This window comes from Winogradskya humida (assembly GCF_016862215.1).
In the GTDB taxonomy this organism is placed as follows: Bacteria; Actinomycetota; Actinomycetes; order Mycobacteriales; family Micromonosporaceae; genus Actinoplanes; species Actinoplanes humidus.
Map to the genome: position 1 here is coordinate 1 of NZ_BOMN01000153.1, position 22,363 is coordinate 22,363.

At 70.0% G+C, this 22,363-nt stretch carries 21 protein-coding genes; 11 read left to right on the forward strand and 10 right to left on the reverse strand.

Features of this window, described 5'->3' with window-relative positions; genetic code table 11:
* Positions 1-288: 288 nt before the first annotated feature.
* Genes Ahu01nite_RS49145 through Ahu01nite_RS49160 form a run of 4 tightly spaced genes read right to left on the reverse strand, consistent with a single transcriptional unit; the run spans position 289 to position 6,089 of the window.
* The gene (locus tag Ahu01nite_RS49145; protein WP_203843685.1) at positions 289-879 is read right to left on the reverse strand and encodes a TetR/AcrR family transcriptional regulator; all 591 of its coding nucleotides are present in this window, start codon (positions 877-879) and stop codon (positions 289-291) included.
* Complete coding sequence (locus tag Ahu01nite_RS49150) at positions 863-2,797, reverse strand: acetyl/propionyl/methylcrotonyl-CoA carboxylase subunit alpha (protein WP_203843686.1); 1,935 nt, start codon at positions 2,795-2,797, stop codon at positions 863-865. The genes Ahu01nite_RS49145 and Ahu01nite_RS49150 overlap by 17 nt, the downstream gene beginning before the upstream one ends.
* Positions 2,798-2,802: 5 nt before the next feature.
* On the reverse strand, positions 2,803-4,335 hold the full coding sequence (locus Ahu01nite_RS49155; RefSeq protein WP_239159783.1) for an acyl-CoA carboxylase subunit beta: 1,533 nt from the start codon (positions 4,333-4,335) through the stop codon (positions 2,803-2,805).
* 47 nt (positions 4,336-4,382) lie between these two features.
* Positions 4,383-6,089, reverse strand: a complete 1,707-nt coding sequence (locus Ahu01nite_RS49160; protein WP_203843688.1) for an acyclic terpene utilization AtuA family protein — start codon at positions 6,087-6,089, stop codon at positions 4,383-4,385.
* Between the two features lie 79 nt (positions 6,090-6,168).
* Between Ahu01nite_RS49160 and Ahu01nite_RS49165 the strand changes: the two genes are divergently transcribed.
* From Ahu01nite_RS49165 to Ahu01nite_RS49190, 6 genes are all read left to right on the forward strand, one after another.
* Positions 6,169-7,317 (forward strand): acyl-CoA dehydrogenase family protein, encoded by a 1,149-nt coding sequence (locus tag Ahu01nite_RS49165; RefSeq protein WP_203843689.1) that lies wholly within the window; start codon positions 6,169-6,171, stop codon positions 7,315-7,317.
* A gap of 69 nt (positions 7,318-7,386) precedes the next feature.
* Entirely contained in the window at positions 7,387-9,510 is a 2,124-nt protein-coding gene (locus Ahu01nite_RS49170) for a PKD domain-containing protein (protein ID WP_203843690.1), read from the forward strand.
* 141 nt (positions 9,511-9,651) lie between these two features.
* The gene (locus Ahu01nite_RS49175) at positions 9,652-11,322 is read left to right on the forward strand and encodes a multicopper oxidase family protein (protein WP_203843691.1); all 1,671 of its coding nucleotides are present in this window, start codon (positions 9,652-9,654) and stop codon (positions 11,320-11,322) included.
* The gene (locus Ahu01nite_RS49180) at positions 11,319-12,071 is read left to right on the forward strand and encodes a hypothetical protein (protein ID WP_203843692.1); all 753 of its coding nucleotides are present in this window, start codon (positions 11,319-11,321) and stop codon (positions 12,069-12,071) included. Before Ahu01nite_RS49175 ends, Ahu01nite_RS49180 begins: the two co-directional genes overlap by 4 nt.
* A 63-nt stretch (positions 12,072-12,134) precedes the next feature.
* On the forward strand, positions 12,135-12,554 hold the full coding sequence (locus Ahu01nite_RS49185; protein ID WP_203843693.1) for a response regulator transcription factor: 420 nt from the start codon (positions 12,135-12,137) through the stop codon (positions 12,552-12,554).
* A 104-nt stretch (positions 12,555-12,658) separates the two neighbouring features.
* The gene (locus tag Ahu01nite_RS49190) at positions 12,659-13,171 is read left to right on the forward strand and encodes a GNAT family N-acetyltransferase (protein ID WP_203843694.1); all 513 of its coding nucleotides are present in this window, start codon (positions 12,659-12,661) and stop codon (positions 13,169-13,171) included.
* A gap of 68 nt (positions 13,172-13,239) precedes the next feature.
* Here the strand turns inward: Ahu01nite_RS49190 and Ahu01nite_RS49195 are convergent, their stop codons facing one another.
* Entirely contained in the window at positions 13,240-13,815 is a 576-nt protein-coding gene (locus tag Ahu01nite_RS49195; RefSeq protein ID WP_203843695.1) for a TetR/AcrR family transcriptional regulator, read from the reverse strand.
* Positions 13,816-14,030: 215 nt separating this feature from the next.
* Between Ahu01nite_RS49195 and Ahu01nite_RS49200 the strand changes: the two genes are divergently transcribed.
* The 3 genes from Ahu01nite_RS49200 to Ahu01nite_RS49210 all read left to right on the forward strand — a co-directional run bounded on the left by Ahu01nite_RS49200 (position 14,031) and on the right by Ahu01nite_RS49210 (position 17,806).
* Positions 14,031-16,223 carry an MMPL family transporter gene (locus Ahu01nite_RS49200; protein ID WP_203843696.1) on the forward strand — a complete coding sequence of 731 codons (2,193 nt, stop codon included), beginning with the start codon at positions 14,031-14,033 and terminating at the stop codon, positions 16,221-16,223.
* Between the two features lie 209 nt (positions 16,224-16,432).
* Positions 16,433-17,209: a patatin-like phospholipase family protein gene (locus Ahu01nite_RS49205; RefSeq protein WP_239159782.1), complete on the forward strand. Its 777-nt coding sequence runs from the start codon at positions 16,433-16,435 to the stop codon at positions 17,207-17,209.
* 18 nt (positions 17,210-17,227) lie between these two features.
* Positions 17,228-17,806 carry a TetR/AcrR family transcriptional regulator gene (locus Ahu01nite_RS49210; protein ID WP_203843698.1) on the forward strand — a complete coding sequence of 193 codons (579 nt, stop codon included), beginning with the start codon at positions 17,228-17,230 and terminating at the stop codon, positions 17,804-17,806.
* On the opposite strand, the gene Ahu01nite_RS49215 is transcribed toward Ahu01nite_RS49210, so the two are convergent.
* Complete coding sequence (locus Ahu01nite_RS49215) at positions 17,786-18,256, reverse strand: SUKH-4 family immunity protein (RefSeq protein WP_203843699.1); 471 nt, start codon at positions 18,254-18,256, stop codon at positions 17,786-17,788. The two genes, Ahu01nite_RS49210 and Ahu01nite_RS49215, sit on opposite strands and share 21 nt — an antisense overlap.
* Positions 18,253-18,912, reverse strand: a complete 660-nt coding sequence (locus tag Ahu01nite_RS49220; RefSeq protein WP_203843700.1) for a class I SAM-dependent methyltransferase — start codon at positions 18,910-18,912, stop codon at positions 18,253-18,255. Before Ahu01nite_RS49220 ends, Ahu01nite_RS49215 begins: the two co-directional genes overlap by 4 nt.
* A 99-nt stretch (positions 18,913-19,011) precedes the next feature.
* Here Ahu01nite_RS49220 and Ahu01nite_RS49225 point away from each other — a divergent pair, with 99 nt between their 5' ends.
* Together Ahu01nite_RS49225 and Ahu01nite_RS49230 are read left to right on the forward strand one after the other, a co-directional pair.
* Complete coding sequence (locus Ahu01nite_RS49225) at positions 19,012-19,368, forward strand: cupin domain-containing protein (RefSeq protein WP_203843701.1); 357 nt, start codon at positions 19,012-19,014, stop codon at positions 19,366-19,368.
* Between the two features lie 5 nt (positions 19,369-19,373).
* Positions 19,374-20,315: a PDR/VanB family oxidoreductase gene (locus tag Ahu01nite_RS49230; RefSeq protein ID WP_239159784.1), complete on the forward strand. Its 942-nt coding sequence runs from the start codon at positions 19,374-19,376 to the stop codon at positions 20,313-20,315.
* Positions 20,316-20,435: 120 nt separating this feature from the next.
* On the opposite strand, the gene Ahu01nite_RS49235 is transcribed toward Ahu01nite_RS49230, so the two are convergent.
* From Ahu01nite_RS49235 to Ahu01nite_RS49245, 3 genes are read right to left on the reverse strand one after another with little or no spacing between them, the layout of a single operon-like run.
* A complete protein-coding gene (locus Ahu01nite_RS49235) occupies positions 20,436-21,116 on the reverse strand; it encodes a class I SAM-dependent methyltransferase (RefSeq protein WP_203843703.1) in 681 nt (226 codons plus the stop codon).
* 23 nt (positions 21,117-21,139) lie between these two features.
* The gene (locus tag Ahu01nite_RS49240; protein WP_203843704.1) at positions 21,140-21,463 is read right to left on the reverse strand and encodes a plasmid stabilization protein; all 324 of its coding nucleotides are present in this window, start codon (positions 21,461-21,463) and stop codon (positions 21,140-21,142) included.
* A gap of 54 nt (positions 21,464-21,517) precedes the next feature.
* Entirely contained in the window at positions 21,518-22,252 is a 735-nt protein-coding gene (locus tag Ahu01nite_RS49245; RefSeq protein ID WP_203843705.1) for an ATP-binding protein, read from the reverse strand.
* Between the last annotated feature and the right edge of the window lie 111 nt (positions 22,253-22,363).

The window sequence follows — 22,363 nt, forward strand, 5'->3', positions numbered from 1 at the left end:
TCGGCCGTCTTGCTGTCATCGGCAGATCCGGACGGTGCCAGGTCGCAGCACCAAGCCGCGTGGTTGGCGTCGGGTGAGACAGCAGATTTGCGACGGGCGCATTTGGTCTTGTGGGTGTGCCCATCAAGGCTGACACGGTCGGCGTCACAGGTCGTCACAGGTCGTCACAGGTCGTCACAGGTCGTCACAAGTCGGCACAGGTCATTACATGGGCAACGGGCGCAGATTGGGGCGGCAAGGCGCAGCGAGGGTGGGCGACTTGCTTGAGTTTGCGGGCCTCATGGGCCGTCAGGAAAGGGCGGCGGCTAGCTGGGTGGACCAGGCCTGGATGACGTGGGAGCGGCGGCGGGTGTCGTCGGTGAGGATGTTGGCCAGGGCTAGGCCTCGGGCGAGGTCGAGGGTGGCTTGGATCAGGGCGCGGACCGCGGGGTCCGTGTCATCCACGCCCAGGAGGCGGACGGCTCGGGTGTGGACGCCTCGGGCGAAGTGGCGTTCCAGGGGGACCACGACGGCGCGGAGGTCGGGGTCGGCGGCGGCTGCTGTCCAGACCTGGAGGGCTGCTTGGAAGAGTTCGCCGCCGATGGCGTCTACCAGGCCGGTCACTACGGCGTGGACGCGTTCGGGGCCGGTGCCGGTGGGTTCGGGGAGGTTGTCGAGCAGGGCGGCTCGCGAGGTGAACATGTGTTCCAGGGCTGCCACGATGAGGGTCTCGCGGGTGGGGAAGTGGTGTTGGACTGCGCCTCGGCTGATGCCTGAGCGGGCGGCGATGAAGGCGACCGTGGAGGCTTCCCAGCCGTCTGTGGCCAGGCAGTGGATGGTTGTTTCGAGGAGGCGTTGGCGGGTGGCGCGGGAGCGGTCCTGTTTAGGTGGGGAGGTCATGGCTCACCACTGCTAGCGGTGTGCCCTGGCTGACCTGCTGGCCGACCTGCACGGGGAGTTCAGCCACCACGCCGGCGCGAGGGGCGTGTACCGCGTGTTCCATTTTCATCGCCTCCAGGCGGACCAACGGTTGGCCGGCCGCGACGGTTTCGCCCACCGCCACGTCGATGCGGACGACCGTGCCGGGCATGGGGGCGGTCAGGGCGCCGGGCGGGAGTTGGGTGGACGGGTCGGTGAAGCGGGGGAGGCGGCGCAGCGAGCGGGAGCCGGCGGGGCTGTCGATCACCACATGGTCGTCGAAGCGGCCGATGCGGAAGGCCCGGCGCACGCCGTCCACCGAGAGAACCACTTGGTCCGCAGCAGCGGAGACGAGCGATATCCGGGATAAGTCCGGCACAGATAGAACACCCCGATCTATCCGGTACGCCGCCAGCAGCGAGACGTCGCCGACCGCATACCCCCGCGTGCGGTAACCCACGGGAATGTTCCGGAAGCCGCTGGAAACACCGGGAAGCAGGGATCCCCGCTCGTGGGCAGCGTCGGACAACGCCGCGATCAAGGCCGCGAGCTGGAGATCGAGCCCGGGAAAGGCGACCAGCGAAGCCGGCGGATTGGCCGCATAGAAGCTCGTGTCGAAAATGCCGTCCAGGAACGTCGGGTGCAGCAGGCTCCCGACGAGCAGGTCGCGGTTGGTGGTGACGCCGTGGATGCGGGATCGGCGGAGGGTGGCGGCGAGTTGGCGGACGGCGGCGATGCGGGTCGGGGCGTAGGAGATGACTTTGGCCAGCATCCCGTCGTAGTGGGTGCCGATGACCGTGCCGTTCTCGACGCCGGAGTCGAGCCTGATGCCCTCGACAACAGGGATGTCGAACAGGTGCACCGTGCCGGTCTGCGGTCGCCAGTCGTCGGCGGGGCTCTCTGCGTAGAGGCGGGCTTCGACGGCGTGGCCGGTCATGGCTGGTTCCGGGCCGGTGAGCGGGGCGCCCTCGGCCATGTCGAGCTGGAGGGCGACCAGGTCCGTGCCGGTGACGCATTCGGTGACCGGGTGTTCGACCTGGAGGCGGGTGTTCATCTCCAGGAACCAGAATGCGCCCTCGTCGTCGGCCAGGAACTCCACTGTGCCGGCGCCGACATAACCGACCGCAGCAGCCGCGTCCCGGCCCGCCGCGTGCAACCGCTCGCGCAGGTCGCCGCCGACCCGGTCGACGAGCGGTGCAGGAGCTTCCTCGATGACCTTCTGGTGGCGGCGTTGCAGGGAGCATTCGCGTTCGCCGAGCGCCCAGACCGTACCGTGCGCATCGGCCATGATCTGGACCTCGATGTGGTGCCCGGTGGCGATGTAGCGCTCGCAGAAAACAGTGGCGTCCCCGAAGGCGGATGACGCCTCACGCGAGGCCTCGTCGATGGCAGAAGACAGATCGGAAAGGGAGAGGACGATCCGGATGCCGCGCCCGCCACCACCGGCGGAGGCCTTGACCATGACCGGCAGGTCGGCCTCGGTGATGGTGGCCGGGTCGAGGCGGGTGAGGACGGGGACACCCGCGGCGGCCATCAGGGACTTGGACTCGATTTTGGAGCCCATCAGGGAGATCGCGTCGGCGCCGGGGCCGATCCAGGTCAGGCCGGCCGCCTGGACCGAGCGGGCAAAGGCTGCGTTCTCGGCCAGGAAGCCGTAGCCCGGGTGGATCGCGTCGGCGCCGGCGCGGAGGGCGGCGTCAACAAGAAGGTCACCGCGCAGGTACGTGTCGGAGGGCGCGGAGCCGGGGAGGCGTACGGCGCTGTCGGCCTCACCCACGTACGGGCTGTCGGCGTCGGGGTCGCTGAAGACGGCTACCGTCGCGAGGCCGCGGCGGTGGCAGGTGGTGAAGATGCGGCGGGCGATCTCGCCGCGGTTGGCTACGAGGACACTGGTGATCATCGGGCTCACATCCGGAAGACGCCGAAGGCGGTGGTGCCCTGGACCGGGGCGGTGTGGATCGCGGAGAGGGCAACGCCCAGGACGTCGCGGGTATCGCGGGGGTCGATGATGCCGTCGTCGTAGACCATGCCGGACAGCACGAGCGGCATGGCTTCCGCGGAGATCTGCTGTTCGATCATGTGCTGGACGACCTGGGCGCCGTCCTCGTCGAACGGTTTGCCCTGGGCCTGCGCGGATGCCTTGGAGACCAGGTAGGTGACGTCGGCGAGCTGTTTGGCGCCCATGACCGAGGAGCGTGCGCTGGGCCAGGTGAAGACAAATCTCGGGTCGTACGCGCGGCCGCACATGCCATAGTGGCCGGCGCCGTACGAGTTGCCGATCAGCAGGGAGATGTGCGGGACGGTGGAGTTGGAGACCGCGTTGATCATCATGGCGCCGTGCTTGATGATGCCGCGCTGCTCGTACTCCTTGCCGACCATGTAGCCGGTGGTGTTGTGCAGGAACAGCAGGGGAGTGTCCGACTTGTTGGCGAGCTGGATGAACTGGGTGGCCTTCTGGGCTTCCTCGCTGAACAGGACGCCGCGGGCGTTGGCGAGGATGCCGATCGGGTAGCCGTGCAGCCGTGCCCAGCCGGTCACGAGCGAGCCGCCGTAGAGCGGTTTGACCTCGTCGAAGTCGCTGTCGTCGACGATCCGGGCGATCACCTCGCGCGGGTCGAACGGCGTACGCAGGTCCGGCGGGACGATCGACAACAGCTCCTCGGCGGGAAACCGCGGCGGCACCGTGTTGCCCGGGAGAGGGCCCGCCTTGCGCCAGTTGAGCCGCGCGACGATCTGCCGGCCGATGCGGATGGCGTCCTGCTCGTCGGCGGCGTAGTGGTCGGCGAGCCCGGACACGCGGGCGTGCATCTCGGCGCCGCCCAGCGACTCGTCGTCGGAGTCCTCGCCGGTGGCGGCCTTGACGAGCGGCGGCCCGGCCAGGAAGACCTTCGACCGCTTCTCGATCATCACGACGTGGTCGCTCATGCCGGGCAGGTACGCACCCCCGGCCGTCGACGTGCCGAAGACCAGCGCGATCGTCGGGATCCCCGCGGCGGACAGCCGGGTCAGGTCCCGGAACACCGCGCCGCCGGGGATGAAGACCTCCTTCTGCGTCGGCAGGTCCGCGCCGCCCGACTCGACCAGTGCGATGACCGGGAGCCGGTTCTGCCGGGCGATCTCGTGCATCCGCAGCGTCTTGCGCAGCGACCACGGGTTGCTCGACCCGCCCTTGACCGTCGGGTCGTTCGCGATCAGCAGGCACTCGACGCCGCTGACCACCCCGATCCCGGCGACCACGCTGCCACCCACGGCGAAGCTGGAGCCGTAACCCGCGAGCGCGGCCAGCTCCAGGAACGGCGCGTCCAGGTCGAGCAGCAGCTCGATGCGTTCCCGGGCGGTGAGTTTGCCGCGCGCGTGGTGCCGGGCGACGGCTTTCTCCCCGCCCCCGGCGACGGCTTTCGCGGTCTCGGCCGCGACCCCGGCGAGCGCGTCCAGCATGGACTGCCGCGCGGCGTCGTCCGGCGCGAGCGTGGACCGCAGGACGGTCACCGTACCTCCAGGGGGATCTCGACGTGCCGGGACCGCAGCCATTCGCCGAGCCCCTTGGCCTGCGGGTCGAACCGCGCGTTGTAGGCGACACCCGCGCCGAGCAGCCCCTCGATCACCACGTTCACGGCCAGCAGGTTCGGCAGCCGGGTGATCCGGATCGGCAGCCCCGCGGTCTCCGGCAACAGCTCCCGGACCGTCTCTTCACCGATCAAATGCGCCAGCCATGGGTACGCCGTGACGTCGCGAACCCACAGCCCGATGTTCGCGTCCCCGCCCTTGTCCCCCGACCGCGCCCCCACCACCGTGCCGAGCGCCCGCCGCACCGTGGCCCCGCGCACCGGTCCCGAGCCGGTCCCGCGCACCGGTCCCGAGCCGGCCCCGGCCGAGGACTCCGCCGGCGGGGAGACTGGCGGGGCGGCCGGTCCGTGCAGTGGTTCCAGCGGGCGGGTCACCGTCGGCGGGTCGATCCGGGTGACGGTTCCGTCGGCGAGGACGACCTCGTGGGCGGGGATCGACTGCGGGACGTATTCGGCGGTGAACACGCCGTAGGGGCGGGCGTCTCCCGGCGGCGTGGTGCTGAAGAAGCCGGGATAACTGGCCAGCGCCAGCTCCACGGCGGCGTTCGTGAACGCGCGGCCCACCACTTTCGGGTCGGCGTGCCGGGCCACGACGGTCAGCAGCGCGGAGGCCTGCTGCTGGGTGGGGGCATCCGGGTTGTCGAGCCGGGCCAGGGTCCACTCGACCTCGGCGGGGCCGTTGTCCGGGAACTGCCGCCGGAACAGCGCGGCCTTGGCGTCGATGTCGAGGCCCGTCAGCACGACGGTCATCTCGTTGCGGTAGCCGCCTACTGCCGTGCAGGCGACTTTCAGATCCGGCGGGGGCGGCTCCCCGCGTACCCCGGAGATCTCGACCCGGTCCGGGCCCGCCTGCCGCAACCGGACCGTGTCGAGGCGGGTGGTGACGTCGGGCCCGGCGTAGCGCGCGTCGCCGATCTCGTAGACGAGCTGGGCGGTGACCGTGCCGACCGTGACTGCGCCGCCCGTCCCGGGGTGCTTCGTGATGACGCTGGACCCGTCGGCCCGCAGCTCGGCGATCGGGAAGCCCGGTGAGCCCAGGTCGGCGAGCTCGGTGAAGAACGCGTAGTTGCCGCCGGTGGCCTGGGTGCCGCATTCGAGTACGTGACCGGCCACGGTGGCCCCGGCGAGCGCGTCGAGGTCGGCGCGGCTCCAGCCGAAGTGGGCGATCGCCGGCCCGATGGTCAGCGACGCATCGGTGACGCGACCGGTCACCACGATGTCGGCGCCGGATTCGAGGGCGCGGGCGATCCCGAACGCCCCGAGATAGGCGTGCTTTCCGGCATCGAGCTCGTCACCGCGTACCCAAGCGATCCTGGTGGTGAGGCCGAGGTCACGCACGGCCGCCGCCAAGCCGGTGGGGTTGACGCCGCCCGCGTTGGCGACGATGCGGACACCGCGGTCGAGGGCGAGCTGGAGACAGTCCTTGAGCTGGTCGAGGAACGTCTTCGCATAGCCGGTCGCGGGGTCACGGGCGCGGTCGCGGCCCAGGATCAGCATGGTCAGCTCGGCCAGGTAGTCGCCGGTGAGCACGTCCAGCCTGCCGCCCTCGAGCATCTCGCGCATCGCGCTGAACCGGTCGCCGTAGAAGCCGGAGCAGTTACCGACCCGGAGCGTCTCGGTCGTCATGCGACCTGACATTGGCACAGCGGCAAAAAACAAGCAAGCGTGCTTGTTTCTCGGCCGGACCCTTCGCTACGGTCGGCCGATGCGGCTCAACGAGGACCATCGCGCGTTCCGGGACAGCGTCCGCCGGTTCGTCGACACCGAGATCAACCCGCACGTCGACGGCTGGGAGGCCGCGGGCCGCATGCCGCTGCACGACCTGTTCCCCAAGGCCGCCGCGCTGGGCCTGCTCGGCCTGGAATACGACGAGGCGTACGGCGGCGAGGGCGCCGACCCCAGCTTCCAGCTCGTGGCGGCCGAGGAGTACGGGCGCATCCACGCGACCGGCGTCCCGATGGCGATCGGCGTGCAGGCGATGATGGCGACCCCGTCCCTGCACGAGTACGGCAGCCCCGCGCTGAAGGAGCAGTACCTCGCGCCCGCGATCGCCGGGCGGATGGTCGCCGCGATCGCCGTCACCGAGCCCGGCACCGGCTCCGATGTGGCCCAGCTGCGCACCCGGGCGGTCCGCGACGGCGACGACTGGGTCATCAGCGGCAGCAAGGTCTACATCACCAACGGCGCCCAGGCCGACTGGCTCTGCCTGCTCGCCCGCACCTCACCCGGCGAGACCGGCTACCGCGGGATGTCGCAGATCGTGGTGCCTGCCGATCTGCCCGGTTTCACGGTCGCGCGTACGTTCTCGAAGCTCGGCAACCGCTGCTCCGACACCGCCGAGCTCGTGCTGGACGAGGTCCGGGTGCCGGTCGCCAACACGATCGGCACCGAAGGGCGCGGATTCCAGCAGCAGATGCGCCAGTTCGTCACCGAGCGCATGTTCGCCGCGTACACCGCGGTCGGGCAGTGTCAGTACGCGCTCGACCGTACCCGTGCCTTCGTCCGTGACCGCACGGTCTTCGGCCGTCCCCTGGCCGAGCGGCAGTACGTCGCGTTCCGCCTCACCGAGCTGCAGGCCGAAGTGGAGCTGCTGCGCAGTCACAACCTGGTCACCTGCGAGACCCTCATGGCCGGCGAGGACATCACCCGGATGGCGACGGTCGCCAAGCTCAAGGCGGGCCGGCTCGTTCGCGAGGTCGCCGACTGGTGCCTGCAGTTCCACGGCGGCATGGGCTACCTGGAGGACACCTGGACCGCCCGGTTGCTCCGCGACACCCGGCTTACGTCCATCGGGGCCGGCGCCGACGAGGTCATGCTCCAGGTCCTCGCCCGCCTGGACGGGTTACCCGCCTGAGGCAAATAGATCTCTTTGCCGTGGCGGTCGTTAGGACTAGCGTCCTATGTCCGCTTTGTCAGGAGTTCTATGAAAAACCGATTCACGCGGGTCGCGATGGTGATGGGGGTGATCGTGACGGTCGTGGCCCCGATCGGGGGTTCGGCGATGGCGGTCGTCGTGCCGCCGGCAGCCGCCCGGTCCGGCAAGCTCGTCCAGGTCGGGCCGATCGCCGATCACGGCTTCCCCGCCTGGTACCGCGACAGCAACAACGTCCGGCTCGAAGGGTGCGTCTCGCTCGACGACCCGCTCTGCCCGGCGCTGGCCGACGAGGTCCCGAACCCCGACCTGCCGGTGTCCTACCCCGACAACTTCCCCGGGGAATTCTTCTACCAGCTCGACGGCGCGGAGCTCACGCTGACCAACGGGGTGAAGGCCACCATCGGGCTCAATGTCGAGGGTGCCTTCGCCAACGACGAGGTGGTCGCGGGGGACGAGATCGTCTTCGGCCGGGTCCGGATCCGGTTCGCCGCGCCGGCGGGGGAACGCTACCGCATCACCCACCCGTACGGCGTCGACGATCTCGTCGCGACCGCCAAGGGCATCAATATGACCGAGGACGTCGGCGCGGTGCCCGGCGCGTTCGGGCAGGTGCTCAACTCGCGGATCGGGCCGTTCCTGAAGTGGGACCCGGCCGTCGCTCCGGCCGCGCCGGCCGGTTACGCCGGGGACCCCGGCGTGGACCACAAGGTCGTGGGGAGCCCGTACAACACGAACTTCGTGCGGATCGAGAAGCTCGACCCGGCCAGCGGCGCGGTGCTCGGCCAGGTCGGCTTCACCGAGCTGTTCAGCGTCCAGGGCCGGTACGCGACCAACGCCGGCGTCGACCTCGACCAGGCGACCTACAGCACCGCCCCGGACGGCACCGGGGTGGCCGAGGTCTATGCGACCAGCGAGCCCGGGCAGGCCGTCGAGGTCGTCGGCAACGCGGCCCTCGGGTTCCGCAACACCCGGCTGCGGGGTTCCAGCGGTCACTACTACGGCCGCTTCCCGATCACCGGGCCGGTGCCGATGGGCACGTCGATCGAGGTGGTCAACGCCGGTGACCGGCCGGTGGCGCGCAAGACCCGCAAGCTCGTCGACGTCGTGCAGATCACCGGGCTGAGCTACGACGCGGACGCGCAGGAGCTGTCCGTCGCGGCGACCTCGAGCGACAAGGCCGGCCGTCCCGCGCTGACCGCGACCGGGTTCGGCGCGCTCAGCGGTTCCCCGTTCACCGGGGTCGAGGCCCCGCCGGCCACCGTCACCGTCACGTCCGCGGCGGGCGGCACGGCCACGGCGAGCATCATCGGCAGCGGGCACCCGTTCCTGCCCGGCGCGCCGGTGGCCGGTGCGACCGCGGACTCCACGGCGATCATCGGGCAGACCGTACGCCTGGACGGCACCGGTTCGACGGGTGAGATCGACCGGTACAAGTGGACCCAGACCGCCGGTCCGTCGGTGTCGCTGAGCAATGCGATGACCTCCATCGCCACGTTCGTACCGGCCGCGGCGGGGACGTACGTGTTCACGCTCGAGGTGACCGGGCCGGGCGGTTCCGGCACTCCCGTGACAGTGACGATCGACGTGACCGGTGCTGTCGCTCCGAAGGCGGACGCCGGCGCGGATCAGACCGTGGTCCGCGGTCGCACGGTGGCGCTGGACGGTTCCCGGTCGACCGCCGTGGAGTCGTACGCGTGGCGGCAGGTGTCCGGACCTGCGGTGACGCTCACCGGTGCGATGACCTCGCGCCCGAGCTTCACCTATCCGGCGCAGGCTCTACCGGCGGCACCGGGGCCCAACCCGGCCTTCGTCTATGCCAACGACCCGGTGGTCCTGGAGCTGACCGTCCGTAACCCGGCCGGCGTCGCCACCGCTCAGGTGACCGTGCGGCCGTCGCCGGAGACGCTCTCGGGGCTGGCGGTGCGCTACCGCACGGGCAACAACGAGTGGCGGATCTCGGGCACCAGCAACCTGCTCACCGGCCAGCGGGTGGAAGCGGTGCTCGGCAGCACGCTGAACGGCAAGGTGATCGGCGCTCCCGTGGCCGTGGACGCGACCGGTGCGTTCAGCATCCGGGTCACCGGACCGGCGCCCGGCGGCGTGACCACGATCAGCCTCGTCACCAGCACCGGAGGCCGCACATTGGCCGCTAACGTGCAGGTTACAAACTAGGTAAAAAGGGTAGGCGGTGCCCTTCCGTGTCGCCGCCTACCCAATTAGTACAAAACGCCGAAAATACTGCCCGATCACCCGAATACTCCGTGGTGCTGCCTGCGTTGAGCAGGGCATGGAAGATCAACGGGGAGATGTGGGATGACAAGCACCAATATGAGCCGCCGCAATCTGCTAAGGGGTGCACTGGCTCTCGGGGGCGGCGGACTGCTCGTCGCGGCGGCCGGCGGCGAGGTCATGGCCGCGTCGAGCAAGCTGGCGGCCAAGAACACGCCGACGCCGTACACGGCGTTGTTCCGGCGCCCGCCGGTGCTGATGCCGGCCGAGCAGGGCGTGGACGACACCGGGCCGTACCAGCATTACCGCCTGACCCAGAAGGTCGGCCAGGCCGCCATCGTGCCCGGCCTGCTGACGACCCTGGCCGGCTACAACGGGATCTTCCCCGGGCCGACCATCAAGGTTCCCCAGGGCACCCGCAGCGAGGTGCGGATCTCCAACACGCTGGGGGTCAGCCCGCTGCACGGTGGTAAGTACAGCACCGTCACGCACCTGCACGGCTCGGCTTCGCTGCCGCAGTACGACGGGTACGCCAACGACCAGACCGCTCCGGGCTGCTGCAAGACGTACAAGTATCCGAACTGGCAGCAGGCCCGGACCCTCTGGTACCACGACCACAACCACGGGACGACCGCGCAGAACGTCTTCGCCGGGCTGGCCGCGCAGTACCACCTGAGCGACCGGTACGAGCGGGCCCAGTTGCCGCAGGGCGAGTACGACGTCCCGCTGGTCGTGAGCGACATGGCCTTCAAGGCGGACGGCTCGGTCGCGTTCGAGGACGCCGACCACGCCGGGTTCATGGGCGACGTCGTGCTGGTCAACGGCGTGCCGTGGCCGAAGATGACGGTCAAGCCGCGGGTCTACCGGTTCCGGGTGCTGGTCGGCAGCATCTCCCGGTCCTACCGGTTCGCGCTGAGCACCGGCGACCCGGTTTACGTGGTCGGCACCGACGCCGGCATGACCCCCGTGGTCAACGCCGTCGCGTCCTGGCGGCACGGCGTCGCCGAGCGATACGAGGTGCTCATCGACTTCCGCAAGTACAAGGCCGGTCAGAAGATCGAGCTGAAGAACCTGAGTAACAAGAACAATGTGGACTTCGCCAACACGGGCAAGGTCATGCAGTTCGAGGTCGTCGCCGATTCGGGTGCTCCGGACCCGTACGTGATCCCGAAGACGCTGGATCTCGGACCACAGCCGTGGGCGAACCGCGGCGCGATCGAGGTCAACAAGCTCACGCCGGAGATGGCCAAGGTCCGGCGCACCCTGCGGGTCCAGCGCAAGAGCGGCCTGTGGACGGTCAACGGTGAGACGTGGGCGGATGTGGAGAAGAGCAACTTCCAGCGGATCCTGGGCAACCCGAAGCCGTACGACATCGAGATCTGGGATCTGGTCAACGAGTCCGGCGGCTGGTTCCACCCGCTGCACATCCACCTCATCGACGCCCGGATCATCGCCCGCAACACCACCCCGGACCGTAAGGCGCACGCCTGGGAGTCCGGCGGCAAGGACGTCTTCTACCTGGGTGAGAACGAGACGGTGTCGGCGCTGATGCAGTTCACGACCGGGGACGGCAACACGGGTGGGCGCTACATGACGCACTGCCACAACCTGGTGCACGAGGACAGCGACATGATGATCCAGTTCGCGGTCGGCGATCTCAACGCCAACGACCCGGTGGCCTCGGACCCGCCGTACCTGGAGTACGAGCCCGAGACGCCGGTGGTCTACGCCCCGAGCTATGCGCTGGGCACATGAGGAAGGTCCCTCTCGTGCTGGGGGCGGTGGTGCTCTGCGGTGCGGGCGTCTGGTTCGCCCGGTCCGCTTCGCCGGAGCCGGCTCCGGCCCCGGCTCCGGCCGCGCAGGTGGCAGACGACGCCGGTGACGCGCGGGCCACGACCAGCTTCGACGGGCCGCTGGTGCACCGGCGGGCGGCGGTCGCGGTCCACACGGTCGCCGGCGCCGACCCGCGGCACGTCGCCCGGGAGCTGCGGTCGGCGGCGACCGGTGCCGGTGTCGGCGCGCTGACGGAGTCCACGTTCGCGGTCTTCAGCGCCGATCTGCTCGGATACCTGGTCCCTGAGCTGACCGTGGTGCTGCCCGAGGGCGCCACGGTCGTCGAGGCCGAGGCGTTCATGCGGGACCACCGGCCCGCGGACGTCGGGTTCTACGTGGTCGAGCCGGTGCTGGTGCACGACCTCACGTTCGCGGTCGTCCCCGCCGCCGGGGTCGCCCCGGCGGCGGTCCGCGACGCCGAGGACAGGGAGGGTGTCCTGTCGGATTCGCTGAACCATTACGAGACCACCGTGCAACGTGCGGGGCTCACGGTGCGGTACTTCGGCGCGATCCTCAGCGACGGGCAGGTGCTGGCCGTACGCGAGGCCATGGCCCGGGCCGCGCACGTCACGCCGGAGCGGGTGGGTGTCGAGGCGGGTGAGCCCGGGCCGGGAGTGGATCTGAGCAACGGCACCCCGGATCTGGAGGACGCGCCGCACCGGCACGGCTGATCACTCCCGTGCTGCAACGCGGGGTGTGCTCAGTGCCGGAACGGTCAGGCCGATGGACTGCGCATGGCAACGATCACCCCAGCGCCCTCGGCGCACTCCCTCCTGGTCGCTTCGCCGGGGGCGCCCACCGTCCTGGTCGCTGATGATGATGAGGGGATCCGGGAGCTGATCGAGGTCAAATTGCGTTCCGCCGGCTATCACGTGCTGAGCACCGATAACGGCTCGACGGCCCTCGACATCGCCGAGAAGCACCTGCCGGACCTCGTCATCCTCGACGTCTCGATGCCCGGGCTGACCGGCTTCGGCGTCGTCTACCAGCTGCAGGAGCTGCGGGCCACGGTCCGGATCCCCGTGATCATCCTCAGCGCCCTCGGCGGCCACGAGGACGTCAGCCTGGGTTACACCATCGGGGCGGACGACTATCTGATCAAGCCGTTCAGCCCCCACGACCTCGTCCACCGGGTCCGGTCGCTGCTGGCCTGACCCGTCATCGAGGGTCACCGGTCGTTCATCCGGGCTCACCGGTCGTTCATCCAGGGTCATCGGGGAGAAGACGATCTACTCTGGTCGGCGTGCCAGGATCATCGATGACCGCCGTTGTCCGTCAAGCCGTCGACGCGGATGTGGCCGATATCGCCACGATCTGCTCCGCGGCGTATCGCGAGACCTATCGCGACCTGCTTCCCGAGGGGTACATCGAGCGCAGCGTCGCCGAGTTCTACCAGGAGCCCCGGGTCGCCAAGGACGTGTCGCCGGCGCCCCCGGACTGGTTCGGCTACCAGGTGGTCGAGGAGGACGGCCGGGTCCTCGGCGCGGCGGGCGGCGGTATGACCGCCCCCGGCGTCGGCGAACTGTCCCGGGTCTACCTCGAGTCGGCGGTACGCGGCCGGGGCCTCGGCACCCTGCTGCTGGACCGGGTCACCGAGCAGATCCGCACGGCCGGCGGCACCGAGATGTGGGTGTCGGTCTTCCTCGGCGACCGGGCCGGGATCGGCTTCTACCGCTCGCGCGGCTTCCAGCCGATGGACACGGTCCGGGCCACCCTCTCCCGCACCGACGACCACATCCGCAGCCTGCGCCTGCGCCGCGAGCTGGACTGAGCGCCGGCGGGTCGAGGCGCTTTCCGGCCCCGGTGGATCGCGGCGGCGAGGCGCCGCCGCGATCGTGCTTATGGGGTGGGGCGGCGGCGGATCTGCAGGAGGCGGCGGCCGAGGGCGGTCAGGTGCTCGCGCAGGACCTCGGGGCCGAGTTTGCTCAGCTCCGGGTCGCGCAGCGGGCCGACGATGCCCGCGCCGAACAGCGACAGCGCGATCCGGGTTGACGGGTCCGACGGGTCGACGACGAGGTGGGACAGCTCGTCCCAGCCCTGGGTGAGCGCGTGGGTCGTGAGCAGTGCGCCGACCGCGGGATCACCGAGCATGACGGCGAACTGCTCGTGGTAGTCGACGGCCAGGTTGACGACGCCGGTGAGCAGTTCGTCGAGCCGTGCCTGCCGGCCGCGCCGGGTCTTGATCCGCCCCACCATCGCGTCGAGCGCCTCGACCACGGGCGCCAGCACGCCCAGGACCAGCTCGTCCTTGGTCTTGTAGTGGTAGTAGACCGCGGCCTTGGACACGCCCATCTCGTCGGCGATGGCCTGCAGGGACGTGCCCTCCACGCCGTTCTGCGCGAACAGGCGCAGCGCCACGTCGTGAAGTTGCAGCCGCCCTGCCCCGCGGGGCCGCTGGCCGGTTCCTGCCGCCACGGTTCCTCGTCTCCTGGAGAGCCCACAGCGTATCGAAATCTCCCCGTAACTTGTCAAGCGGCCAGTTTAATGCTTGCCAGGTGGACAGTTTAATGCTTGCCATGCGGCCAGTGTGATGCTTGCCGCATGGCTAGTTAAAAACTAGCTGTCCGGCAAGTTTAAGTCCTACCGTGATCGAGCCGAATGGAAAGTGACTGCTTCTCTAGGGGGATCTCGTGGCGACTCTGCTGTACCGGCTCGGCCGGTTCTCGTTCCGGCGCCGCAAGCTGGTGCTGGCGCTGTGGGTCCTGGTGCTCGCCCTGATGGGGGTGGGTGCGGCGACGCTGTCCGGGCCGACGAGCAACGCGTTCTCGATCCCGGGCACGGAGTCCTCGAAGGCGCTCGATGTCATCTCCGAGAAGATGGGCGGAGGCGGCAGCACCGCGAGCGCCAAGGTCGTGTTCACCGTCGGCGGCGACGCGACGCTGACCGGCGCCACGCAGAAAGCGGCGATCGAGAAGGCCGTCGCCGCGCTGAAGGCCGCGCCCCAGGTGGCCGCCGTCGCCGACCCGTACGAGTCGAAGACCGTCTCCCAGGACGGGCGGACCGCATACGCGACCGTCACCTACACGGTCGCCGCCCCCGACCTCACCGACGCGGCCCGCGACGGCCTGACCGCCGCCGGCAACACCGCGGAGTCGGCGGGGATCGAGGTGGAGTACGGCGGCGACGCCACCCTGGCCGCCACGGAGGCCGGGGCCACCGAGGTCCTCGGTGTCGTCGTGGCCGCCGTGGTCCTCGTGATCACGTTCGGCGCGCTCGTCGCCGCCGGCCTGCCCCTGCTCACCGCGATCATCGGGATCGGCGTCGGCATGGCGGGCATCCAGATCGCGACCGGTTTCTTCGACCTGTCCAGCTCGACCTCGGCGCTCGCGCTGATGCTGGGCCTGGCCGTCGGCATCGACTACGCGCTGTTCATCGTCTCCCGTTACCGCCACGAGCTCGCCGAGGGCCGCGACGGTGAGGAGGCCGCCGGTCGCGCGGTCGGCACCGCCGGGTCCGCTGTCGTGTTCGCCGGTCTGACCGTCGTCATCGCCCTGGCCGCGCTCGCCGTGGTCGGCATCCCGTTCCTCGCCGCGATGGGCTTCGCCGCGGCGGGCACCGTCGCCGTCGCCGTGGTGGTCAGCCTGTCGCTGCTGCCCGCCCTGCTCGGCTTCGCCGGCATCAAGGTGCTGCCCAAGTCGCAGCGCGGCGTCGCCGGCAAGCACGAGCAGCCCGCGAAGACCCCGTTCGGCGAGCGCTGGGCCCGCCTGGTCGTCAAGAACCGCGTCCTGGCCCTGATCGTCCCGGTCGCCGCGATCGCCGTCATCGCGATCCCGGCGCTCGACCTGCGGCTCGCCCTGCCCGACGACAGTACGGCCGCTCCGGACTCCACTCAGCGCAAGGCGTACGACCAGCTCTCCGAGGGTTTCGGGGCCGGCTTCAACGGCCCGCTGATCATCGTGATCCAGGCCGCCGAGGGTAAGGCCGTCGCCGCCGGCACCCAGGCTCAGAAGATCATCTCCGGTCTGAGCGACGTGGTCCTGGCCACCGCGCCGACGCCCAACCAGGCCGGCGACACCGCGATCCTGAGCGTCATCCCGAAGAGCGGCCCGAACAGCGAGGACACCAAGGACCTCGTGCACAACATCCGGTCCCAGGAGAAGGGTTTCACCGCCACGACCGGCGGCGCCACGCTCGCCGTCACCGGCACCGCGGCGCTGAACATCGATGTGTCCGAGAAGGTGAGCGGCGCGCTGCTGCCGTACCTAGCCGTCGTGGTCGGGCTCGCGTTCCTCCTGCTCATGCTCGTGTTCCGCTCGATCCTCGTACCCATCAAGGCCACCGCGGGATTCCTGCTCTCGGTCGCCGCCACGTTCGGTGCGGTCGTCGCGGTCTTCCAGTGGGGCTGGCTCGCCGGCCTGCTCGGCGTCGAGTCCACCGGGCCGATCGTCAGCTTCATCCCGATCTTCCTGATCGGCATCCTGTTCGGCCTGGCCATGGACTACGAGCTCTTCCTGGTCACCCGCGCCCGCGAGGAGTACGTCCACGGCGCCACCCCGGACGACGCCGTGATCAGCGGCGTCAAGTACGGCGCCCGGGTCGTCACCGCCGCCGCCCTCATCATGATCAGCGTCTTCGCGGGCTTCATCCTCGCCGACGACACGATCATCAAGTCGCTCGGTTTCGCCCTGGCGTTCGGCGTCCTGATCGACGCGTTCGTCGTCCGGCTGACGATCGTCCCGGCGGTCCTGTCCCTGCTCGGCAAGGCCGCCTGGTGGCTGCCGAAGTGGCTCGGCAAGGCCCTGCCGAACATCGACGTCGAGGGCGAGCAGCTCACCCGCCAACTCGCCGCCGAACCCGAGAAAGAGCTGGTCAAAACCATCTGATGGGTACGCCCGGAGCGGACGGACGCCGTCCGTCCGCTCCACTATCATCGGGGCATGTCCCAGCAACGGCGGGTCGCGCTGGCGCTGGGGTCCGGTGGCGCCCGTGGCTTCGCGCACATCGGTGTCCTTCCCCTCTTGAGGCTTTTCGCTTTTGGCAGGACAGCCTGGACGAGCGCGGCTTCGAGATCGTCGCGGTCGCCGGCTCCTCCATGGGAGCCCTTGTCGGCGGTGTGATGGCCGCCGGGCGGCTCAAGGAGTTCACCGACTGGGCGGTCGGCCTCAAACAACGCGACGTGCTGCGGATGATCGACCCCAAGTGGTCGACGCCCGGCGCGATGACCGCCGACCGGCTCATCGTCCACCTCAACGAGTTCCTCACCGACGTCGAGATCGAGCAACTGCCGATCCCCTATACGGCGGTCGCCACCGACATCAACACCCGCCGCGAGGTCTGGTTCCAGCGGGGGCTGCTGCGCTCGGCGGTCCGCGCGTCGATCGCCATCCCCGGCCTGATCACCCCGGTCGTCATCGGCGGGCGGCTGCTGGCCGACGGCGGGCTGCTCAACCCCGTACCCATCGAACCGACGGCCTCGGCCCCCGCGGACCTGACCATTGCCGTCTCCCTCCTGGCCCGCCGCCCCGACCACGAGTCCGCGGCGCCGATCCGAGCCGAAGCAGGCCCGGCCCGCCTCGACATCTGGCGCGACCGGCTACGGCACGCGTTCCAGAGCCGCACCACCGGCAAACCGGAGCCGTTCGAGGACGCCGCACTCCCCAGCGACCTGCGCCTCAGCGACGTCGTCTCCTCCTCCCTGGACGCCATGCAGGACCTGATCGCCCGCTACCGCATGGCCGGCCTGCCCCCGGACATCCACATCGCCGTCCCGGTCACCGCCGGCCGGGTGATGGACTTCCACCGCGCCGGCGAGATGATCGACCTCGGCCGTCACCTCGCCACCAAGGCCCTGGACGAGGCCGGCTACTGATCCGCCTACATTTGACGCATGCCGTACGACGCTGACGCCACCCGTGCCCGGATCTTCGCGGCCGCCGCCGAGGAGTTCGCCGCGGCGGGGATCGGCGGGGCCCGGATCGAGCGGATCGCGGAACGCGCGCAGGCCAACAAGTCCCTGATCTACCGCTACTTCACCAGCAAGGAAAAGCTGTTCGCGGCCGTGCTCATGGGCGAGTTGGCCGCGCTGGCCGAATCCGTCACCCTCGACCCCGGCCGGATCGTGGAGTACATCGGCGAGTTGTTCGACTACCACGTCACGCACCCACGGGTGATCCGCCTGATGGTGGCCGAGGGCTTCCACTACGGCACCGCCGACGTCCCGGACCAACCGGCGCGCACCGCGTACTACCAGGGCAAGGTCGCCGCGGTCCAGCGAGCGGAAGCCGACCCGGCCCTCGCCCCGCAGAACCTCACCCTGATCCTGGTCGGCCTGGTCGGCTGGTTCTTCGCCGCCCCCCAGATCTCCCGCATGATCCTCGACCGGGAACCCCTCGACCCCGCCGTCCTCGCCACCCACCGAGCCGCCCTGCTCGAGGCGGCCCGCCGCTTAGTAAAGCCAGCGATCTAGCACTGCGGGCCAGAAGTGGGTCTCGTGGTCGCCGTCCCCGAAGGCGGGCGGATCGAAGACCCTGATCTGGTTGAGCAGGCCGGCCAGTTCCGCGAGTGCCTGGTCCTCGTACTCGCCGCTCTCGTCCCAGTGGTCGAGGGCTGTGGAGGTGGCCAGGTGGTTGCCGACCAGGTGCAGTGATCGCAGCCAGAGGGTGACGCTGGAATTGATGAAGCGTTCGTCGCCGTGCGGTGGCAACTCGATCACGTGACCGGTCTCCGCCACTGCGCCATAGGCGAGCCCGCCCGTCTCGCTCGCCAGCCGGTATGCGCCCGGCTCGGTGGTGAACGAAACCCCGTCGACCAGGCCCTCGATCAGCGGCACGCCGACGGTGATCAACGCGGTCCTGTCCGGCTCGGGGAGGAGCCAGCCTGCCACGTCGGCCTTGGACGCGCGTACCACGGGGATCATGACGACGCTCGGTAGTAGGAGTGGACGGCGGGCTGGCCGGTGTAGTTGGGTCCCGCACGGTCGTCGGCGCCGAGGTAGACGTATGGCAGGTCGAGGTCGCGGGGGCCGGTGCAGCTGATGCGGCGGTGGCGGGTGTCGTAGACCAGGCCGGCGGCGCGGAGCTGGGTGGTGAGGCGGCGGCCGGCGGGGCTGCCGTCGGGGAGGCGGATGCTGGTGAGGTCCAGGTCGGCGACGAAGCGGCCGCCCGGGGTCAGCCACCGCACAGCCCGGCCGAGCAGGGCGAGCTTGTCGCCGATGTAGTGCAGGCCGTGGACGCACGTGATCAGGTCGAACGCCCGGTGCGGGGTCCAGGTCTCGAGCGGCGCGGCGATGAGGGTGGGCCCGGACCCCGCGGCGAACGCGTCCACCAGGTCGACGCCGATCAGCTCTGCGCGTACCTGCAGGGTTGCGGCTTGGAGCAGGGCCCGCCCGCTGCCGCAGCAGAGATCCAGCCATCCTGGATCGGCGCTTTCGTGTTCTCTGATCCACGCGAGCGGGTCGAAGCCGAGCACCCGCTCGTAGCTGTTGACGCCGGTGAGGTTGCGGTCCCGGTTCATCGCGTTGTTGGCGACCACCGACGAGGCGTGCAGGGCCTGATCGGGGAGCAGATGTGCCATTCGGACAGCTTGCCAGCCTTTCCGCGCCTCGGGTATGGCGCCTTCAGGGATCCAGACATACAGTAATGGGATCCAATACTGGACCGAAGGGATGAAAAAATGACCGTGGTCAATCGTCCGCTGGAGGCATCCGATCTCAAGGAGTCACTGCTGGGGCCGCCGAGCGCCGAGCCGTTGAGCGGCGACATCCCGGTCCGCAGCCGCGTCGACTTCGCGACGGAGGACCGCCGGGTCGTCTCCGGGATCTGGGAGTCCGATCCGGGCACGTCGCGCTGGGAGTTCCGGGCCCGGGGCGAGATCATCCATGTCCTGGCCGGGCGCATGGTCGTCACCGAGGACGGCGGCGAGCCGGTCGAGGTGACCGCCGGGTCCACGGCGTATTTCCCGATCGGCTGGCTGGGCCAGTGGACCGTGACCGAGCGCCTGCGCAAGGTCTACGTGGTCTACAAGGCGTGACGCGAATGCAGGAGTTGCTGGTCCGCGGCCTGACCCTCGAGGCCGAGGACGTTCTGACGGTTGATCTGGTGGCCGCTGCCGGGGCCGAGCTGCCGGCGTGGACGCCGGGTGCGCACGTCGATCTCGTGGTGAGCGACGGCACGGTCCGGCAGTACTCACTGTGCGGAAACCCCGAGTCACGATCTTTGACGATTGCGGTACGGCACGAGCGCACCGGCCGTGGGGGATCGTCCTGGGTACACGCCTCGGTACGCCCCGGCGACCGGATCGCCGTCCGCGGTGTCAAGAACCACTTCGAGCTGGAGACCGGCGCCCCGGTCATCCTGATCGCGGGCGGGGTCGGCATCACCCCGCTGCTGCCGATGGCGGAGCGCCTCGCGAGCACGGGCGTGCCGTGGCGGATGGTCTACGTCGGCCGCTCCGAGGCGCGGATGCCGTTCCTGGAGCGGGTCCACGCGCTCGGCCCGGCTGCGAGTGTCCGCGAGACGACGGTGTCCGGCCGTCCGGACATTGCCGGGCTGCTCGACGGTCTGCTGGGTGACCTGCCGGACGCGCTGGTCTACGTGTGTGGCCCCGGCCCGCTGACCGGCGCTGTGCAGGAGGCCCTCGACGCCAGGGGCCTGGGTTCGCGGTTGCACGCCGAGTATTTCGAGGTCCCGGATCTGCCGGTCGCCGAGCCGGGCGCGTTCACGCTGCGGCTGGAACGCTCCGGTGTGGAGCTCGCGGTGCCCTCCGGTCGCAGCGCGCTCGAGGTGGTCACCGAGGCCGGGATCGACGTGCTCAGTGACTGCGAGGAAGGCATCTGCGGCAGCTGCGAGACCCGGGTCCTCACCGGCGAGGTCGATCATCGTGACTACGTGCTGACCGCCGCGGAGAAGGCCGGCAACAGCTGCATGATGCTGTGCGTCTCGCGTGCGCTGGGGCCCCGGCTCGTGGTCGACCTATGAGGTCACTCGCGGGCGAGCCCTTGTTTGCCCGCGAGTCTTTGTTTGCCCGCGAGTCTTTGTTTGCCCGCGAGTCTTTGTTGTGCGAGTCTTTGTTGCGAGTCTTTGTTTGCGCGCGAGTCTTTATTTGTGGGCGAGCACGAGCCGGTAGCCCTGGCCGAGGGGGACCGTGCTGACGGTGAAGCCCGTTGCCGTCAGGTCTGTGCTGACTTCCCGCAGCGTGTTGGTGCGGTAGTACATGACGAACGGCGGGCGCCACACGGCGTTGCGGACGCGCAGGGCGAGGTCGAACCCGAGCGTGGCCCAGTGCGCGACCGAGGTCACGGGCGGTGGCGAGCCGGCCGGAAAGGCGAGCAGCCCACCGGGCCGCAGCGCGCGGTAGATGCCGTCGAAGAGCGCGGGCCGTTCCCTGGGCAGGAAATGCCCGAGAGCTCCGAACGTGACCGCGAGGTCGAAACCCCCGGCGAAGGGCAGAGCCCGGGCGTCGGCCCGCACCCACGACGCCTCCGGGTGTGCAGCCCGCGCCTGTGCGAGCATGCCGGTGCTGAAGTCGACGCCCGTGGTCCCGTCCTGGCACAACGCACCGAGCACCCCCATCCCGGCGCCGGTCCCGCAGCACACGTCCAGTCCTGTGCGGAACGGCCCGAGCCCGGACAGCGCTTCCGTGGTGGCGTCGAGCATGCTCTGCGGGGTGCGGAAAGGCGTGTGGTCGAACTTCGGCGCGAGCAGGTCATAGCCGTGCTCGACCGAGGACAACGCCTGGACGCACAGCTCACGCAGAGACGGTCCTTGCGGCGAGAACATCGGCCGAGGGTACCCGGCCGGGCTCAGCGTGCGAGGGCCTTCTCCAGCTCGGCCTTGCTCATCGCCGACCGGCCCTGGATGTTGCGTTGCCGGGCCTCGTTGTAGAGCTGCGCCTTGGTGCAGCCCTGGGCGCCGGTGTGCGACCGCTTCCCGCCCCGGTGCCCGGACGAGACATCGTCGAGGGAGGAGCGGCTCGCCGTGCGGGATTCCCCGGCGCGGGCGCGTTCCTTGTTCACCGTCCGCGCGGCGATCTCCGTGGCAACCTTCTCCGGCACGCCACGCTTCTCGGCGCTCTCCTTGATGTGCTCGTACTGCCGTTCCCGCTTCGGGCTGGATCCTGCAGGCATGGCGCACCTCCGTCGCTCGTACGTTCGGCTGGGAAATGCCCGGAACCGCGGGATTCACACCCGCAGGGTGGCCCACACGGTTTTCCCGTCGGCCATGGCGTGCACGCCCCAGGCGCTCGCGTAGACGCCGATGAGGTGCAGGCCCCGGCCGCGGGTGGCCAGCGCCACCCCGTCGTTGCGCCGGACCGGCACCGCCGGGCTGTCGTCACGGACGCTGAGGTGCAGATAGTTGCCGCGGTACGTGGCCTTCACGACGAGGTCGGTGCCGGCGTGCTCGACCCCGTTGCTGACCAGCTCGGAGACGATCAGCGTGGCGGCCTCGGTGAGCTGCTCCAGACGCCACGACCGGCACGCGTCAGCGATCATGGCGCGGGCCTGGCGGGCGGCGGCCGGCACGGGGCCCAGACGGAGGGTGACCGTGCGGGGCACCCATTGCGCGGCGGCGATGACGGCAGCGGCATGCGCTTCGGTATAGGTGGGATACGAGGCGATGCCACCGAGGGCACGGATGTCCATCTGCGTCGCCAGCTCGCCGGAGGCCCCGCAGAGCATCAGCACGGTGCCGGGCCCGCCATGGGTACGCAGCGCCGCGGGGAAGACTGCGAGCCGGGAGCGATGGTCGACCTGCAGCTCACCGGTCTCGACGATGATCGCGCCGGGCACCTGAGCCAGGCATTTCATCAGCGTCGAACGCAGCACGGGCGCGGTCTCGACGGTCAGCAGACCGGTCACCGCGATCAGGATGACATCGTCGAGCGGGTCCGGCGTCACCGTCGTTGTCAGGCTCACGTGGTCAGGCTCATCGGTAACGTCACGCCCTTTGAACGGGCCGGACGGAGATGCTCGCCGAGTTGCCCGGTCGGCGGCGCCACACAGAGTTATACCCCGGATCGGGGCAGT